The organism is Flavobacterium bizetiae (assembly GCF_024271895.1).
Lineage (GTDB): Bacteria > Bacteroidota > Bacteroidia > Flavobacteriales > Flavobacteriaceae > Flavobacterium > Flavobacterium bizetiae.
The window spans coordinates 2,480,899-2,498,213 of record NZ_CP091861.1; the positions used below are offsets into that span (position 1 = coordinate 2,480,899).

At 34.2% G+C, this 17,315-nt stretch carries 16 protein-coding genes; 2 read left to right on the forward strand and 14 right to left on the reverse strand.

Going from position 1 to position 17,315, the window contains the following annotated elements:
* Positions 1-13: 13 nt before the first annotated feature.
* From L0669_RS10745 to L0669_RS10790, 10 genes are all read right to left on the reverse strand, one after another.
* Positions 14-388: a diacylglycerol kinase gene (locus L0669_RS10745; protein WP_263763369.1), complete on the reverse strand. Its 375-nt coding sequence runs from the start codon at positions 386-388 to the stop codon at positions 14-16.
* Between the two features lie 9 nt (positions 389-397).
* Positions 398-895, reverse strand: coding sequence for a thiol peroxidase (gene tpx, locus L0669_RS10750; RefSeq protein ID WP_263763371.1), 498 nt, complete (start codon positions 893-895; stop codon positions 398-400).
* Between the two features lie 839 nt (positions 896-1,734).
* Complete coding sequence (locus L0669_RS10755; RefSeq protein WP_017495510.1) at positions 1,735-1,992, reverse strand: DUF6952 family protein; 258 nt, start codon at positions 1,990-1,992, stop codon at positions 1,735-1,737.
* A gap of 105 nt (positions 1,993-2,097) precedes the next feature.
* Positions 2,098-2,406: a thioredoxin family protein gene (locus L0669_RS10760; protein ID WP_007805605.1), complete on the reverse strand. Its 309-nt coding sequence runs from the start codon at positions 2,404-2,406 to the stop codon at positions 2,098-2,100.
* A gap of 251 nt (positions 2,407-2,657) precedes the next feature.
* Positions 2,658-3,296: a peroxiredoxin gene (locus L0669_RS10765; protein WP_263763373.1), complete on the reverse strand. Its 639-nt coding sequence runs from the start codon at positions 3,294-3,296 to the stop codon at positions 2,658-2,660.
* Between the two features lie 125 nt (positions 3,297-3,421).
* Positions 3,422-5,035, reverse strand: coding sequence for a glycoside hydrolase family 3 protein (locus L0669_RS10770; protein WP_263763375.1), 1,614 nt, complete (start codon positions 5,033-5,035; stop codon positions 3,422-3,424).
* 4 nt (positions 5,036-5,039) lie between these two features.
* On the reverse strand, positions 5,040-5,489 hold the full coding sequence (locus L0669_RS10775; protein WP_263763377.1) for a GNAT family N-acetyltransferase: 450 nt from the start codon (positions 5,487-5,489) through the stop codon (positions 5,040-5,042).
* 192 nt (positions 5,490-5,681) lie between these two features.
* Positions 5,682-6,023 carry a hypothetical protein gene (locus L0669_RS10780; RefSeq protein WP_263763379.1) on the reverse strand — a complete coding sequence of 114 codons (342 nt, stop codon included), beginning with the start codon at positions 6,021-6,023 and terminating at the stop codon, positions 5,682-5,684.
* A 21-nt stretch (positions 6,024-6,044) separates the two neighbouring features.
* A complete protein-coding gene (locus L0669_RS10785; protein ID WP_263763381.1) occupies positions 6,045-7,313 on the reverse strand; it encodes an MFS transporter in 1,269 nt (422 codons plus the stop codon).
* Positions 7,300-8,871 (reverse strand): glycoside hydrolase family 10-like protein, encoded by a 1,572-nt coding sequence (locus L0669_RS10790; RefSeq protein ID WP_263763383.1) that lies wholly within the window; start codon positions 8,869-8,871, stop codon positions 7,300-7,302. Before L0669_RS10790 ends, L0669_RS10785 begins: the two co-directional genes overlap by 14 nt.
* A gap of 457 nt (positions 8,872-9,328) precedes the next feature.
* Between L0669_RS10790 and L0669_RS10795 the strand changes: the two genes are divergently transcribed.
* Positions 9,329-9,652, forward strand: a complete 324-nt coding sequence (locus L0669_RS10795) for a hypothetical protein (protein ID WP_263763385.1) — start codon at positions 9,329-9,331, stop codon at positions 9,650-9,652.
* A gap of 133 nt (positions 9,653-9,785) precedes the next feature.
* On the opposite strand, the gene L0669_RS10800 is transcribed toward L0669_RS10795, so the two are convergent.
* From L0669_RS10800 to L0669_RS10815, 4 genes are all read right to left on the reverse strand, one after another.
* Positions 9,786-11,564, reverse strand: coding sequence for a DUF6119 family protein (locus L0669_RS10800; protein ID WP_263763387.1), 1,779 nt, complete (start codon positions 11,562-11,564; stop codon positions 9,786-9,788).
* 236 nt (positions 11,565-11,800) lie between these two features.
* The gene (locus tag L0669_RS10805; protein ID WP_263763389.1) at positions 11,801-12,349 is read right to left on the reverse strand and encodes an REP-associated tyrosine transposase; all 549 of its coding nucleotides are present in this window, start codon (positions 12,347-12,349) and stop codon (positions 11,801-11,803) included.
* 134 nt (positions 12,350-12,483) lie between these two features.
* The gene (locus tag L0669_RS10810) at positions 12,484-12,717 is read right to left on the reverse strand and encodes a hypothetical protein (protein WP_263763391.1); all 234 of its coding nucleotides are present in this window, start codon (positions 12,715-12,717) and stop codon (positions 12,484-12,486) included.
* Positions 12,718-13,398: 681 nt separating this feature from the next.
* Positions 13,399-13,947, reverse strand: a complete 549-nt coding sequence (locus tag L0669_RS10815) for a hypothetical protein (RefSeq protein WP_263763394.1) — start codon at positions 13,945-13,947, stop codon at positions 13,399-13,401.
* Positions 13,948-14,087: 140 nt separating this feature from the next.
* On the opposite strand from L0669_RS10815, the gene L0669_RS10820 reads away from it, so the two are divergent.
* Positions 14,088-16,994, forward strand: coding sequence for an FAD-binding and (Fe-S)-binding domain-containing protein (locus L0669_RS10820; RefSeq protein WP_263763396.1), 2,907 nt, complete (start codon positions 14,088-14,090; stop codon positions 16,992-16,994).
* Positions 16,995-17,315 lie beyond the last annotated feature (321 nt).

Below are 17,315 nucleotides of genomic sequence, written 5' to 3' on the forward strand. Positions count from 1 at the left end.
GCGTTCCTGTTGCCTATGTAAATTTTGGGATATAAATGATCAAGCCTATTGCTATTGCTGTCATTGCGGCAAAAAATACCGCTCCTGCAGCAATATCTTTAATAAATCCGATTCGTTTGCTGTAATCCGGATGAATAAAATCAGCAATTTTTTCAACTGCTGTATTCAAGCCTTCAACACTTAAAACCAAACCAATTGCAAGTGTTTGACACAGCCACTCGGTTTGTGAAATATGAAAATAGAATCCAGCAATGGTCATTGCAATTCCCAATGAGAATTGCACCATTATACTGTGTTCTGTTTTAATCAATTTTACAGCTCCGTTAAATGCATAAGTCATGCTTTTTAAACGGCCAGTAACAAAAGTATTATCTTTTTGAAATTCCATTTATAGGTATTATAGTGCTGCTAAAGCTGCTTCGTAATTTGGCTCGTTTGCGATTTCAGCAACTTGTTCTGTATGAGTAATTTTTCCGTTTTCATCTACAACAATAATTGCTCTTGAATGTAAACCTGCTAAAGGTCCGTCAACGATTTCTAAACCGTTTGCTTTACCGAAAGCTCCAGCTTGAAAATCAGATAAGTTTACTACATTTTCTAATCCTTCGGCTCCACAAAAACGTTTTTGAGCGAATGGTAAATCTCTAGAGATACATAATACAGTTGTGTTTTCTAAACCGCTTGCACTTTCGTTGAATTTTCTAACAGAGGTTGCGCAAGTTCCTGTATCTACACTTGGAAAAATGTTTAAAACTAATTTTTTTCCTGCGAAGTTACTTAACGAAGCAACAGACAAATCGTTTTGTACTAATTTGAAATCAGCTAGTTGAGAACCAACTGTTGGTAATTCACCTGAAGTATGTACCGGATTTCCTCCTAATGTTATTGAAGCCATGATGTTTGTTTAAATTAATGAGGTTCAAAAGTAAGGATTAATATTTGAATCTAAAAGTATTTGTTGTGGGTTGTCGCTACAATTAAGCTAGTAATAAGATAACGAATAATTGGAGTATTTATGTTATCAACGTGATGTTTTGTCTTTGCGAGGAATGAAGCAATCTCGCTATAGTTTGCGTTTTTATTTTGTAAGGTTTGATTATTGTTAGTGTGTTTGCTTCGTTCCTTGCAATAACTTTGCTCGCGTTTACCTTTGTCAAAGTTTTAAACTTTGACAAAGGTTTTAGGTAAATAACCCTAATATGTGTCATCTCGACGAAGGAGAGATCAAACAAGTAGCCCGACAGTGATTATGGAATTACTGTATGGAGTTTCTGGTGCGATCCTTCGACTTCGCTCAGGAGGACAAGATTGGGTTGAAAACTGAGACTGAGACTGAAAACTGTTTTGCTCGCGAGAGGGATAGGAGCAGGCTACCGAAGTAGCGCGGATAGCCCGACAGCATTAGAGAAAGGGGCGAATAAAGATAAAGTATGTTAGCTCCTTTTTCTAATGCTGGCTCGCCCCAATGATTTTTAGATTTTAGATTTTAGATTTTAGATTTTTGGATTGATGCAGATTGTCAGGCTGAGCGTCCCGAAACTTCGGGAGAAGCCTATGTTGCCATTGATACGCCCTTCGACTTCGCTCAGGGTGACAAACGATAATAATGCATGTCTCAGAGTGACAAAGATTGGAGCATCTGAAAACCGCGACTGAAAACTGAAAACAAAAAAAAACGCCCTCTTGGAATGAAAGCGTTTCTTAAGTCATGTTTTTTTAATTTGTAGTGCTCGATTATTTATCGATAGAGCCCAAAACACGTTTCATGAACGCATTTAAAGCTTCTTTTTTGTCTGTGCCCTGAACTACCATTTTGTGTACTTCGAGTGCGCCATACATATTGGATATTAATTCGCCAATTACATCTAATTCTTCGTCTTTTAGAGACGGGATTTCTGTCATTGCTTCAAGAACTTCGATCGTTTCGATGATATAATCCTGATCGTTTTCTTCGATAAATTGGGTCAATTGCTTTATTACGGGTAATTTCATGTTGAGATTTCTTAGATTTTTAGACTTGCTTAGACTTCTTAGACTTTATTTAAATTTTTAATATCTAAGATATCTAAAAATCTAAGCAAGTCTAACGATCTAAAATTAAGCAATTGCGTTTACCAAATCGATTAAAACTTCTTGTTTGTTGGTTTGAGTTTCTCCAACTAATTGCCCGTTTACGAAAGTTGCAAATGTTGGCAAGTTGCTTACATTGGCTAATTTTCTTGATTCCGGAGAATTTTCAGCATCAACCAAAACAAAAGTGATAGCTTCATTTTCTGTGGCTAATTTTTTGAATTTTGGTTTCATAATACGGCAATTTCCACACCATGAAGCTGAATATTGTACTACTACTTTTTCGTTTTTAGCAACTAAATCTGCTAACGTATCTTCGTTTAAGTCGATTAACATAATTTTTAAATTTAAATTCCGGATTTTTTAAATTCCAAATTCCAGGTTTTAGGCATGGAGAGAAATTTTTAAATAGGAAGGTTATTTTTTTAATTAAATTCCAAGATTATAAATTTCAAATTCCAAATCTTACGATTGAACTTAAAAAAATAAATAGTGAAATATGATTGGATTGTTGTGAGAGAAAAACTCCAAATCCTCAAATTGGGATTTGGGATTTGGAATTTTAAAAAAATGTGGTATTCTATTTCTTAGTTTGCGCTTAAGTATTCAGCTGTACTGATTCTGTCTGCGCTCATTGCTTCTTTTCCAGCTTCCCAGTTTGCAGGACAAACTTCTCCTTTTTCCTGAATGTGAGTATAAGCATCAACCATACGTAAGTATTCGTTTACGTTACGACCTAATGGCATATCGTTTACACTTTCGTGGAAGATTTTTCCTGTTTCGTCGATAAGGTAAGTAGCTCTGTAAGTTACGTTTGAACCTTCGATAACTACTGAATCAGTTTCTTCGCTGTAGCTTGTAGATTCGATATCAAGGATACCTAAAATGTTTGCTAAGTTACGGTTTGTATCAGCTAAGATTGGGTAAGTTACACCTTCGATTCCACCATTGTTTTTTGGAGTGTTTAACCAGGCAAAGTGTACTTCGTTTGTGTCGCATGAAGCTCCTATTACGATAGTATTTCTTTTTTCAAATTCTGGTAATGAAGCTTGAAAGGCGTGTAATTCAGTTGGACATACAAAAGTGAAATCTTTTGGGTACCAAAACAATACTACTTTTTTGTTATTGTTTACTGCTTCTTCAAAGATGTTGATTTTTAAATTATCACCCATTTCTGAGATAGCATCTACTGCAATACTTGGGAATTTTTTTCCTACTAAAGACATATTTTTCGTTTTACGTTAAAAATTTATTTCTGATGCAAAAGTAGGGCATAAGTAAGGGTAGTTACAATAAGATGTGATTATTAATATTTATAAGTTGATAGTTTTTAGTTATTTTAATTTGTAAGTTATTGGATGTCAATATTTACCGGAAGAATTCCGTTGCAAGGAATATTTTCTAAAAATTGAATTCCTGCATTTTTTTGAAATTCATTAAAATCCTGATACACCTGAATGAGTCCTGAAGCCTTTGTTAAGTAAGGAATAATAGGCAATACATAAGGATTTCCGAAAACGTAAACGATACATTTTTTGGTTTGCAATAGTTTTGAAAGCAATTCTAAAACTTCGTCGTCGATTTCGAAATTGTTCATTGGTTTTGCTTTTGGAACAAATAATGAAATTATAATTGTTTCGAAATTTTGCAATTCGTTCTTTAGCGATTCAGTATTTGAATTTTCTAAATTTTCGAAAGCAAATTCAGGAGATGCAAATTTTGAATTCAGGGTTTGAAAGAAAGTATTGCTAACGCCTTTATATAAACTTAGTTTTGCTAACTGATTGTCTTTTTGCGCCTGAAAAGCCAATTCGGTATTCGAATTGTCGATGATCTTTGTGGTCGAATTTTGAGCAATTTCAAGATTTAATGCGGCCGTTTTCTCAAAATCTAATTCACCTGAAGTAAAAGTGTCGCCAGAAAGAATCCCAACTTTTTCTTTGGCTTTCATGATTCTGTTAAAGCTTTCTTCGATACGTTCCGGCGAAGCATTTTTCAGGATGGTTTCAATTCCTTCAGGAACATTTTCGGCGAAACATAAAACATCGTTTCCGGCGTTGAAGGCTTCCCATTCCAGTTGTCCTTTGGTTTCATACAATTTAGAAACGCTGTGCATGTTTAAGGCATCCGAAATTACCAATCCGTCGTACCCCAATTGTTTACGCAAAAGAGTTTCGATAATAGGTTTTGATAAGGTTGCCGATGTATTTTTTCCGTCATTTAAACTCGGAACGGCAAGATGTCCGATCATAATAGAATCGACATTATTTTCGATTCCTTTAATAAAAGGATATAATTCGTTTTCTAATAATTCTTCGAGTGTTTCGTTTAAAACGGGTAATCCTAAATGCGAATCGACATTGGTGTTTCCGTGTCCGGGAAAGTGTTTCAGACAGCCTAAAACGCCAACTTCAGACATTCCGTTTAAGTATTCGATGGAAAAATTAGCGACTTTTTCTTTGTTCTCACCAAAAGAACGATACCCAATAACCGGATTATTCGGGTTGTTGTTGATGTCTGCCAAAGGCGATAAGTTATAATGAATTCCGGCTGCTTTAAGGTCTAAACCAATTTGTTTACCGACTTCGTAAACCAAAGTCGATTTGTTTTCAGGCAAAGCGCCAAGTGTAATAGCGTACGGATATTGTGGTGTTTTTTCGATACGCATGGCCAAACCCCATTCGGCATCAATACTAATTAAAAGTGGCGTAGAAGCGGCTTTTTGGTAACGAACAATCAGGTCTTTTATTTTTTGATAACTGTCGTCATTAAAAACAATTTTTTTCTTGCTTTCGTAATTTGTTGCAGCACTGGCACGGCTGTGAAAAAAAGTCAATCCGCCAATGTTGTGTTCTTTTATTAATCGTTCTGTTTCCTGAATGTTTTCTTCGGTATCGTTGATAAAAACGGCAGGAAAAAAGAATTGTCCCACTTTTTGTTTTAATGCTTGAGCTGTCATTTTCATTTTGTTATAAAGTCTTTTTCATACAAACACTATTATCCATCTTTTCGTAAGGCGGATAATTTGGAATTATAGTATAATTTAATTTTTGATATAAGTTGATGGCTTCGGGCTGGTTTTTTCCGGTTTCAAGAATAGTATGCGTATAGCCGCTTTCTTTTGCCCAGATTTCTAATGCCGCTAAAAGAGCAGAAGCAATCCCTTTTTTTCTGTAATCGTGATGAACGAACATTCGTTTAATTTCGGTTATGCCGTTTTCTTTTTCTCTAAAGGCGCCACAACCAACAGGAATGTCATTTTCGTAATACACGAGAACATGTTTTATAGTATCGGTTTTATTAAACTGATTGTAAAATGCATGATCTTCTCCATCTCTGATTGCTAAATCTTTATCTAGTAAAACAACCAGATTTATAAAATCGATGTCGTCAGAGTTGGTGCGTTTTATGGTAATCATGATTTAGAATGCTTAGATTAGTATCGTTTAATTTTCTACCACATAGAAACAAGTATTTAATTCTTGGAAAAGGCATTTCATTCTATTTAAATACATCCCAAAGCTTCGGGGCTATGTGTTGAGAAATGAGTTTCTCTTTTTATTCTTTTCACACAAAAAAAATCAATGTTTCTATGTGTTTAAAAGAATGTGTTATTTCAGTTTTGCTTTTTTTTGCTTCGCCAATTGTTTTTTGGTTTCAATAGCTTTTTCGAGTCGGTTTTTAAAACGGAAAAGTTTTGGTAAACCTTCCAGACGATCTTCGAGTGTGATTTCTTCGTAAACGATAATGGCTTTTTCTAATACCCGAATCTCATTATCGAGATCGATTTGATTTTTGTAGATGGTTGCCAATCGGTCATAAGGATGATTTCCTTTAAAACCTTCGGTAACATTTTCTTCGTATAACGCAATTGCTTTCTCAATTTCTCCTGCTTTTTCAAATTCAATTGCTTTCAGGTTTCGGTCAACCTGGATGTTTTCATTGATTTCCATGGGCGTTCTATTGTATAGCTGTTATGCTGTTTTTTTACCAAAATCTTTTGGGAACTCTAAAAATCGGGAAAGTATTAAACCCGGTATTGTAGCAATAAGAACCCAAATAAAGAAGTTATCATAGCCTAAATATTTCTGAATATAACCACTTAACATTCCCGGAAGCATCATACCTAATGCCATAAAACCAGTTGCAATTGCGTAATGAGATGTTTTTGATTCTCCTTCGGCGACATGAATTAAATACATCATAAAAGCAGTAAAACCAAAACCGTAACCAAATTGTTCTAAAATTACTACGGCATAAATGTAATAAATGGATGTGGGATGAAAAAAGGCCAGTAAAATAAAACCAATAATAGGTAAATGCATTGCCAGAAACATCGGAAGCATCCATTTGGTAAGACCTTGTCTTGAAATCGCGATTCCGCCTAAAATTCCGCCCAGAGTCAAAGCTCCAACGCCAAAAGTTCCGTAGATTATTCCAACGGCTTCAGTGTCTAATCCCATTCCGCCTAATTCTTTTCCGTCCAGTAAAAACGGACTCAACATTTTAAGCAACTGAGATTCTCCTAATCTGAAAACAAGGATAAAAGCTAAAATTAATCCGATTCTTTTTTTCTTGAAGAAACTAATAAATACGGTAGCGAAGTTTTGATTCTGATGCGCTTCTTTATTATTTGCTACAGCATTAATTTCATTTTTTGGTGTAAAGATGAAATTATAAACTGTTATAAAAGTCATTAATAAACCTACCGCAATCATTGTGTAAGACCACGCTTTGGTATTATCGCCATATTTGTGTTCTAGGTAACCTGCAAAAAGTACAATCAATCCGTTTCCGGCAAGTAATGAAAGTCTGTAAAAAGTACTTCTAATGCCCAGGAAGAAAGATTGTTTGTCTTCAGGTAAAACCAATAAATAAAAACCATCGCTGGCAATATCATTAGAGGCCGAAGCAAAAGCTGCAACCCAGAAAATGGCTAAAGTCATGATAAAAAAGCCACTTGCGGGAATTGTAAATCCTACGAGTAAAAAGGCAATTGAAATCAATAATTGCATCGATAAAAACCATTTTCTCTTGGTTCCGTGTAATTCGATAAACGGACTCCATAATGGTTTTATCACCCATGGTAAGTATAATAAACTGGTGTAGACGCCAATATCTTCGTTAGTAATGCCCAGATTTTTGTACATAATGACAGAAACTGAGATGATTACAGCATACGGTAAACCAGATGCAAAATTAAGAAGCGGAATCCAAAACCAGGGTTTATTATCTATTTTCATTAGGCTGAGCAGGTGAATAAAGTTTAAATGTCTTTTTTAAGTCGATCGCAGTTGGGGTACTTTCGTTCGCAAAATAATCAATAAATGTTACAGCGCAAGCTTTATATTGATTCATTTTTTCGGCGGGGATAGAAAACTGAATTGTGCCTTCGTTTTCATAAACCAAAATTTTGTCGATTATTTTGCTAGGATCGTTAATGTCTATTTTCGAAGTACTTTCACCACCATAAATCACCATGTAACGTACTTTTGTATTCAGCGGCGCTTTAATATTAAAAGCATAATGTACACTGTCTTTTTGATATTCGTTTACTACCGGAATATCAATAACAATGTGTTTTAAGTTAGGAACTGCAGCAGGAAGCGCAGGATATTTATATTGATTTTCTTCTAAAATGCGAACAATATCAGCATTTTTGTTCATGAACCATTTAGAGCTGAAATAAGCGCTTCCGCCTACTTTTTTGAAACTTCTAGCAAAATCAATCTGGGTTGGAATTTCGTTTACAAAGTTCCAGCTTTTGTCGCTATCGCCTCTAATTTTATACGAAGCGTGACCAATATAAAGAGCGGTATTATTAGAGTTTTCTGACCACCATTTTACCAATTTTGAGTAAGAAGCTCTTGGGTTATTCATACTCCAATAGAGTTGAGGCAGGATATAATCGATCCATTTTTGATCCATCCATAAAACAGGATCGGCATATAAATCGTCATAATTAGATGTTGATTGCGTTTCAGAACCTTTTGGATCCATAGATTTATTACGCCAAACCCCAAACGGACTAATTCCGAATTGTACCCAAGGTTTGCTGGCTTTTATAGTAGTCGAAATGGTGTGTACAAAACTGCTCACATTCGCACGACGCCAATCTGCAAGTGTTAAGCCTGCGCCATATTTTCTGTACGAAGCGTTGTCGTTAAATACTTTTCCGGGAACGGTATACGGATAAAAATAATCATCAAAATGAATGGCGTCGATATCGTATTTGTCGACAACCTCTTTTACAACCTTGGTTAAATGTTCCTGAACTTCAGGTAATGCTGGGTCGTAATATATTTTTCCAGCATATTCGATCATCCATTCCGGATGTTTAAAAATGTCGTGATTAGGGCTTAAAAGATTTTTATTTAAATCGAAAGTAGCACGATACGGATTCAGCCAGGCATGAAATTCAAAGCCTCTTTTATGCGCTTCCCCAATCATCCACGCCAGTGTATCGTAATATGGGTTTGGCGCTACGCCTTCTTTACCGGTTAAAAAACGCGACCAGGGCGCAAATTCTGATGGATAGAAAGAGTCTCCAACACTTCTAATCTGAACGATTACGGCGTTGTAATTTAGTTTTTTGTACGCATCTAAAATTTCAAGATAATCAGCTTTTTCTTTTTCGACTCCGTCAATGGCTGTTTTGGGCCAGTCGATGTTAACAACCGTTGCGATCCATACACCTCTAAATTCGTTTTTAGGGTAAATTATTTTTTCTTGTGCATTAGAAATTAATCCAAAGAAAAATAAAAATAGGATAGAGAAAAGTACTTGCTGATTTTTATGCATTTCAATCTTTTTTAACAGAAACCAAAAATAGTTTTTTTAGCGGACTATAATAAATAATTAATAAATTATAATTTGAACGGTATTTATTTGGTTTTCATATAATAGCTTATGTTTTTTATCATAGATGCTGTACCGAAAAAATAGAGATTCAGTTTATAAACGAAAATTTAAGCGTGATTTTCTCTATTTGGGTTTCAGTATTTTATATTATATAAAGAAAAAATGCAAGCAAATGTGGTGCCGAAAAGTTTTGATTGTTCAGTTTATGTGGGATATTGTTTGTAAAGTAGATTTAGAATAGGAGGATTTTTTGGGGAAGTAATGAAGTCTTTCTAAAAATAATATTTAAAGCCGTTTGATAAATTTTGATTTGTTCGAGATTATTAGATGTTTTTTCTTTCTAAATTGATATTTTTGAAAAAAAGTATAGTTTCTCTTAACTTTTAAAAATCTAATTATGGCAAGTATTGTTTTTGAAATTCCAGATGCTTTTAAGCATGTCCAATATATTAATGCAACAATTTATTTGGCAAGAGAGTTTGAAAATAGGTTTGAAGAGCTAGCAATATTAAAGGTTGATCTCAAAATTTTTAAGGTTAATAGTGGAGAACAATATAGTTTTGTTTATGAAAGAGAAAGTCATGATATAGGCTACGTTATGATTCCATTTGTTCAGTATATTGTTGAAGATAAAATTACCGAACTTTCCAATGTTAATGATTTTACCATTTTTATTGAAACTATTTTATTAAAATTATCAAATGAATATACACTAGTATAGTTGTTCTTATTCTGTTACGTGCATCTCGCTCGCGAACAAGATAGATAGGTGATGAAGAATATTATTTTTCCTCAATTTGGTTTTGTCGAAGATGCAAAAGGAATTAAATTTAAGTTGTTTTTAGATTATGTTACTAAACAATTGATGCAAGATCAAAGATTTTTAATGGATACATATTTGTATTCATATCTCTAACGCATTGGATTACTGCGTATTTAGCGATGTTTGATCTTAGGGCACTTACATTGGTTCGTATGTCAGTAGTTATAGATAAAGTTGACTTAAATGCCATTACAAAAAATATTTCTTTATTTTGTATTGAATGAATGAAATTGTTTCTTACAATTAAATTTCCAGTATTAATAGTTTGAGAGTTGTAACTATTGATTATACCATCTAAAAATTCATATGTTCCTGAATTTTTATCATTAGAAAATCTTGTAGAAGACAGAACAATTTGATTTGAAAGATCTCTTAATTTTCCGTCGAAGCCATTTTTAACATGTATAAAATACATAGAATCTTGATCTTCATAAAGTAGATCACACAATTCAATATTTTGACTAATTACTTTGTCAAAAACTCTAAAACCATTAATGCCAAAATAATTCATATTGTAGTTGCCTTCAGTAATACCATTTTGCCAAGCAAGAGTCAAAATGTTATCTCTTAAATAATTTTTATTAATCATATCTTGACATCTAGTATTGATGGAGTTTATAAAATCGTTTTTAACTTTATAGTAATTACCATCAATTAAAAATATTGGTTGTGCATTCACACTTAACTCGCAAGTAATATGTTGAGTAAACATGGCATGTGTTTTTTGAGCAGTTCCTTTAAAACCGTATACTCTAATACCGGAAAGGATATAATTAAAAGTTAATGGATTAAAATCATTATAAAGAAATTTTAAACCTTCTATATAGAGTTTAGTTCTATCGTTTCCTGTATAAAATGGTAATTTTGTTCCTCTTGCAAATATCTCAAATCTATCGCACTCATAAAATTCTTGTAGTTTTGATGGATGAACAAAGTCTATGTCAAGTTTTGAAGATCTGGCAGAACTTGATGGAGTAAGACGATCAAACATATCGAGCCTAATACGGTAATATAATTCAAGTCTATAATCATAATCAATAATATTTCTATCTTTAACGAGAACAAATGAAGTTAATGAAGTAGTAATTCCAGTTAATAAGACTTCGGACATAATCTTAAAGATATTGTGTATTTCTTCGAAATTGACCCTAGCTTTGATACAGAAATAGGAGGAAATTTCAAGATAAATTTTATCAGATGTAAAAGGAATAAAATCAAATACAGAATTGATAAGATCTTCACGTAGAATTAAATTGATTTTGCTAGGAATATTTGTGAAATTTAGACTGTCTGCAAGCTTTTGCCCATCTCTAAAGGTTTCGCTTTGCTGGCTTAGTTTTCCTGAGATGCCTCTAGTTGTTATAAAGTTTATTACGTCTTCCTGTAGATCAGCTAGATATTCATAAAATTCTAAACCATATCGATAATTAAGATATCTTGAAATTACTTGAATACCACTTCCGCCAACAAAAGCAAATATTTGATTATCAACTTCTGCAAAAAGAGCTAAAGATAATTGTTGTACTGTGAAAGTCTCATTAGCTGTTATCCCAGTAGGTAAAAATGAAGCCCAGTGAGATTCTTTTTCATCTTCATTATAAACATAAGTATAATAAGTTACCGTATCGATTGATTTTATTGGAACCGGAATTCCTAATGATGCAATATCTCCTATTTTATTTCTGTGTGTATCAACGATGTGTTGAATTATTTCTATGGTTGATATAAAGGTGCGAAATTCATAAAATGTTTTATCAATTTGAAAAATTTTAATTTCATATTTGGCATTTGAATCGAAAAAAATATTCATTTTTTTATATTTTAAATAGGATTATCTTATTTTTTAACTTTTGAAATTGAACTTGTTAAGGTTAAAATAAAAACAAAAGTCAACATTCATAAATAATTATTTTTACGGTAAACCATAATTAATGATAATTTATTTCAAAACAAGTTTAACAATAAATATAAAAAGAGACAATGCGTATATGTACTGGTTTTTTCTCTTGCTAGCGCGAGCGTCCCGCTCGTGCCCGCCCAGATAAATCAATTAAGGTCAATTTCTAAAACAGTTTGATCATTGTTTCCGTAATTTCTGGCAGAACTGTATTTCCAATCTACCGGATTAGTAACAAAGCCTGTTTCAAGAGGGTTATTATGAATGTAATTTAATTTTTGCTCAAAAACTTTTAATGACCAAATCTCTATAGGTTGATTATTTTGCTGCCAAAACTGTCTGAATTTTACATTACTGTTTTTCTTTCCAGCTCTCTCAAACATCCATAACATCCATTCTTTTCTGCTTTCTTGCGGATTTTCTTCAATTGTTTTAAGCATTTTTTTTGACGTAAATCCTTTGAAATCCCTGATTAATCCTGAAGGATCTCCATTTTCAGATCTAAAAATTAAATGAATGTGGCTGGGCATTATGCAATATCCATAAATTTCCATTCCTTTATTTTTTCTGCAGTAATCTAAAGACTCAACAATGTTTCCAAAATAATCTTCTCTCGTAAATACATCTATCCAGTAAACTGTAGCAAAACTTATAAAATAAGCTCCAGTTTTTTCGCCAAATTTATATTTTCTACTCATTTACTTTTTTTGCTAATGCTTGATATACTTTGTGTTCACGAGCGGGACGCTCGCGCTAGCCGTATGCTATCATATGAAAATATAACACAGAAAACCGGGATTTTAGTTTTTCTGTGTTATACTATTTTAAAATTCTACTCCACATCCAAATAAGGATTCAGAATCTCGGCTAATTCGTTGAGCCAATAAAAGCTGTTTTCTAATTTGATGATTTCTTGTTGAAGGGTTTTGTCTTCGCGCATAATTCCTAAAGCGAGGATAAAATTTACCTGCCTTAGTGCTTTTGCCATTTGTTCTGGCTCAATGGTGTGGTTGAAAAAAGTCCTTAGCCGGATTTCGGCTTCTTTTGAAAGGGTGTTTGTACTCATAATATCGTAGTTTAAGAGTAAATAAAACCCTTGTATTTTAGCGGCTCTAACGCCTACGACAGCGCTTACAGGTCGTTTCCGATTCCCATCCACATGATACAAGGGCAAAGCTATTTAGTTCTTAAGGTCGTAGTTTAAGAATCGTAAATGTATCAAAAAAAACGACAAAAAGTAAGAAAATTAATATGTTTTTTTGTTCTTTATAAGCGAACTAGAAAGATACTAAATCATATCTACAAGTAAATATAAAACGTTATTTTGAGAAAAGATAAATTCAGTTAATTTTCAAGATAGTTTCTTCTGGTTAAGAATTACTTTGCGGAGTTTCGAGTGTGATCCTTCCTCTTTCAGGATGACAAGGTTATGGGAGTTTTGTTCTCTAAATTTTTATCAAATCTTCTCATGAAACCGATTACCCTAGCCCTGATAGAAGAGGAAATCCTTTTGTGGTGGGGTTCACCACAAAAGATTGGAACGGATTGCTTCGCCAGTTCGCACTTTCAGGCTCGGGTGCAGGAAATAGCTCCTAATTTAAATTAAATTTCCAAATTTGTGTTTTCGGTAATGTTTTGAGTTTTGTTTTTAAAGCCTTCGACTTCGCTCAGGATGACAATTATTAATTTTAATTTTTTAGTTTTATTCTGCAAAAAGGATAGGAGATTTTTTATGTGCTAACTCATTTTAAGTTTTCTTCAAAATATATTTTTTTGTTTTTGCATCGTTAAAACAAGTATCAATAAATGGACTTTTCCAGATATAAGTACTGTTTTTTAGAGTTAAAACACCAAAATCTTTAGTTTTTTCTAAAGCCCAACTATCAGTATTATTATAGCTTTTCTCAAAAGTTAATTTTAAAGTATTGTTATTTTCAATTGCAGAAAGCTTATAAGAGTGATACAATTGATACCCTTCAGCTGAATATAGTACAGAATCTTTATTAATTACTATAGATAGGTAATGTGCATCTCTCCAATCTTCACTGTCTTCATTTAGTGCGAATGAATAAGTTCCGTACCATTTGTTTGAAATAGTTTTTTTTGTAATACTGCTATCAGCATTTGTGTTAGTTATTTTTTCTCTTTCAGATTCTTTACAACTTATAAATAATAAAAGAAAAAATAGAATACTATTCTTCAAAATCTTTGAAATGGGTTTTAAAGAAATTTGATGCTTTTGAGAGTATCCATTTGGGTACGGATTTGCTAAAAAGTAAATTCTGTCCGGTTTCATAGATTTATGGGTTTATAACTCAAATATATATTTTAAATTCCAAATCTCAACTTTCGAAAAAGAAAAGCTTTGAACCTTTGTCACTATGCACCTTTGAACCTTAAAAAATAACTATTTTTGTAATTCAAAAGAAAGCAATAATGTCAATACTTAAGGATTTAGAGCAATTAGCCGGCACGCTCGAAGGCACACTTTTATATGATGATCTTCATAAAACGCTTTATTCTACAGATGCTTCGGTATATAGAATTAGACCCAAAGCAGTTGCCGTGCCTAAAACGATCGAAGATATTAGTAAGCTGATTAGGTTTGCGGCGCAGCATCATATTTCGATTACGCCAAGAACGGCGGGAACTTCGCTTGCCGGACAAACGGTTGGTGACGGAATTGTGGTGGATGTTTCGAAAAACTTTACTAAAATCCTGAATTTTGATCCGGTTAAAAAAACGGTTACGGTGCAGCCCGGCGTGATTCGCGATGAACTGAATTTGTTTTTAAAACCTCATGGTGTATTTTTTGGACCAAATACTTCGACAACAAATCGCTGTATGATTGGCGGAATGGTGGGGAACAATTCATCCGGAACAACCTCAATTCGGTATGGTGTTACGCGTGATAAAATTGTAGAAATAAAAGGACTTTTGAGCGATGGTTCGCAGGTAGTTTTTAATGAATTGACTTCGGCTGAATTTATCGAAAAAACCAAAGGAGATACTTTAGAAAATAAAATATATAAAAGTCTTTACGACGAACTTTCGGTTAAGGCAACTCAGGACGAGATTATAAAGGAGTTTCCAAAACCGGAAATTCACAGAAGAAATACGGGTTATGCGGTTGATATTTTATTAAAATCGGATTTGTTTGGTGGAACGGAACCTACAATAAATGTGGGGAAATTACTTTGCGGAAGCGAAGGAACTCTGGTTTTTACGACCGAAATTACCTTAAAAGTAGACGATTTACCGCCAGCGCATAATATTATGGTGGTGGCGCATTATCATAGTATTCAGGAATCGCTGGAATCTGTTGTAGTGGCGATGAAACATCATTTGTATACAGCAGAAATGATCGACGATACGATTTTGGATTGTACGAAAACAAGTCGCGAACACATCAAAAACAGATTCTTTTTGGTTGGCGAACCGAAAGCGATTATGATGTTTGAAGTGGCTTCGAATGATCCTGAAGATGCCGAAAATCAAGCAAATGCTTTGGTGGCTGATTTGGAGAAAAACAACTTTGGTTACGCGCTTGTAAAAATTTACGGAGCGGATATCGAGAAAGTAAATGAACTTAGAAAAGCGGGGCTTGGACTTTTGGGAAGTATTGTTGGTGATGATAAAGCAGCGGATTCTATAGAAGATACAGCGGTTGAATTGAGCGATTTACCAGCTTATATCGAAGAATTTTCAGCCATGATGTTACGTCACGGACAAGGCGCGATTTATTACGCACATGCCGGAGCGGGAGAACTGCATTTGCGTCCGGTTTTGAATTTGAAGAAAACATCTGACTTAAAATTATTTAGAACTATCGCGACGGATGTGGCGATTTTGGTAAAGAAATACAGAGGTTCGCTAAGTGGTGAACACGGCGACGGAATTGTGCGCGGAGAGTTTATTCCGTTTATGATTGGCGAAATGAATTATGAATTGCTGAAAAGAATCAAATTGGCGTTTGACCCGAATTCGGTTTTGAATATCGGTAAGATTGTAAACGCCTTGAAAATGGACGAAAACCATCGTGTCGTTTCGGGTAGAGTTGAACCGGATATTAAAACCTTTCAGGATTTCTCAGATAGTTTAGGAATTTTGCGCGCCGCCGAAAAATGCAACGGATCTGGCGATTGTAGAAAATTACCTTCGGCAGGAGGAGCGATGTGTCCGAGTTATCGTGCGACCAAAAATGAAAAAGAAACAACGCGTGCAAGAGCCAATGCGTTGCGTGAATATTTGACGTATTCTGAGAAAGAAAACAAATTTGATCAGAAAGAATTATACGAAGTTTTTGAGTTGTGTGTGAGCTGTAAAGCCTGCGCCAGCGAATGTCCGAGTAATGTGGATGTTGCAACTTTAAAAGCGGAGTTTTTATACCAATACCAAAAAGCAAACGGATTTTCGACCCGAAATAAGATTTTTGCACACAACGCAAAACTGAATAAAATGGGAAGTTTGTTTCCGTCGATTACGAATTTTATTTCGAATCAATCGCTGGTGAAGAAAAGCATGGGAATTGCTCCTGAAAGGCAAGTTCCGCTTTTGGCGAAAAGGACTTTCAAGAAATGGTACGAGAATAATAAATCACAACAAAGTGATTTCCCGAACGGAAAAGTATATTTATTTAATGACGAATTCACGAATTATTATGATGTGAATATCGGAATCGATGCTTTTGAACTATTAACCAAATTAGGTTATGAAGTTGTAATCGTAGATCACGAAGAAAGTGGAAGAACGTATTTGTCTAAAGGTTTTCTGGAAGAAGCCAAAAAGATTGCGAATATCAACGTAAATATTTTCAAGGATTTAATTTCTGCGAATGCGCCATTAATTGGTATCGAGCCATCGGCAATTTTGACGTTTAGAGACGAATATTTGCGTTTGGCAGATGATAAAGAAGCTGCTGAAAAAGTAGCGCAAAGTGCTTTTACGATCGAAGAATTCTTTAAAAAAGAAATCATCGACGGAAAAATAAAACCGGATTCATTTTCAGACGAAAAGAAGGAAATCAAAATTCACGGACATTGTCATCAGAAATCATTGAGTTCTGTTGAAGCGACTTTTGCGATGCTGAATTTACCTACCAATAATACGGTTACGATTTACAATTCGGGTTGTTGCGGAATGGCGGGATCTTTTGGTTACGAAAAAGAACATTATCAGGTAAGCATGCAAATGGGAGAAGATACTCTATTTCCAAAAGTACGTGCCACTGCCGAAAATGCAAAAATTGCCGCAGCAGGAACGAGTTGTCGTCATCAAATTTTTGACGGAACGAGTAGAGAAGCACAGCATCCGGTGAGTATTTTGAGAAGCTGTTTGCGATAAGATTTATTATTGTAGCGAATTGGCACGCGGATGACACGGATTCACTTCGTGAAAGTGCGGATTAGCGCGGATTTTTTTGTTTCACGCAGATTTTGGCAGATTTAATTTAAATTTTTAATCTGTGCTAATCATTTTAATCTGTGGCAAAAAAAAATTAGTGTTAATTTGTGAAATTCGTGGCGAAAAAAATGGCACGCGGATGACACGGATTCACTTCGTGAAAGTGCGGATGGGCACGGATTTTTTTTGTTTCACGCAGATTAGGCAGATTTAATTTTAGATTTTTAATCTGTGTTAATCATTTTAATCTGTGGCAAAAAA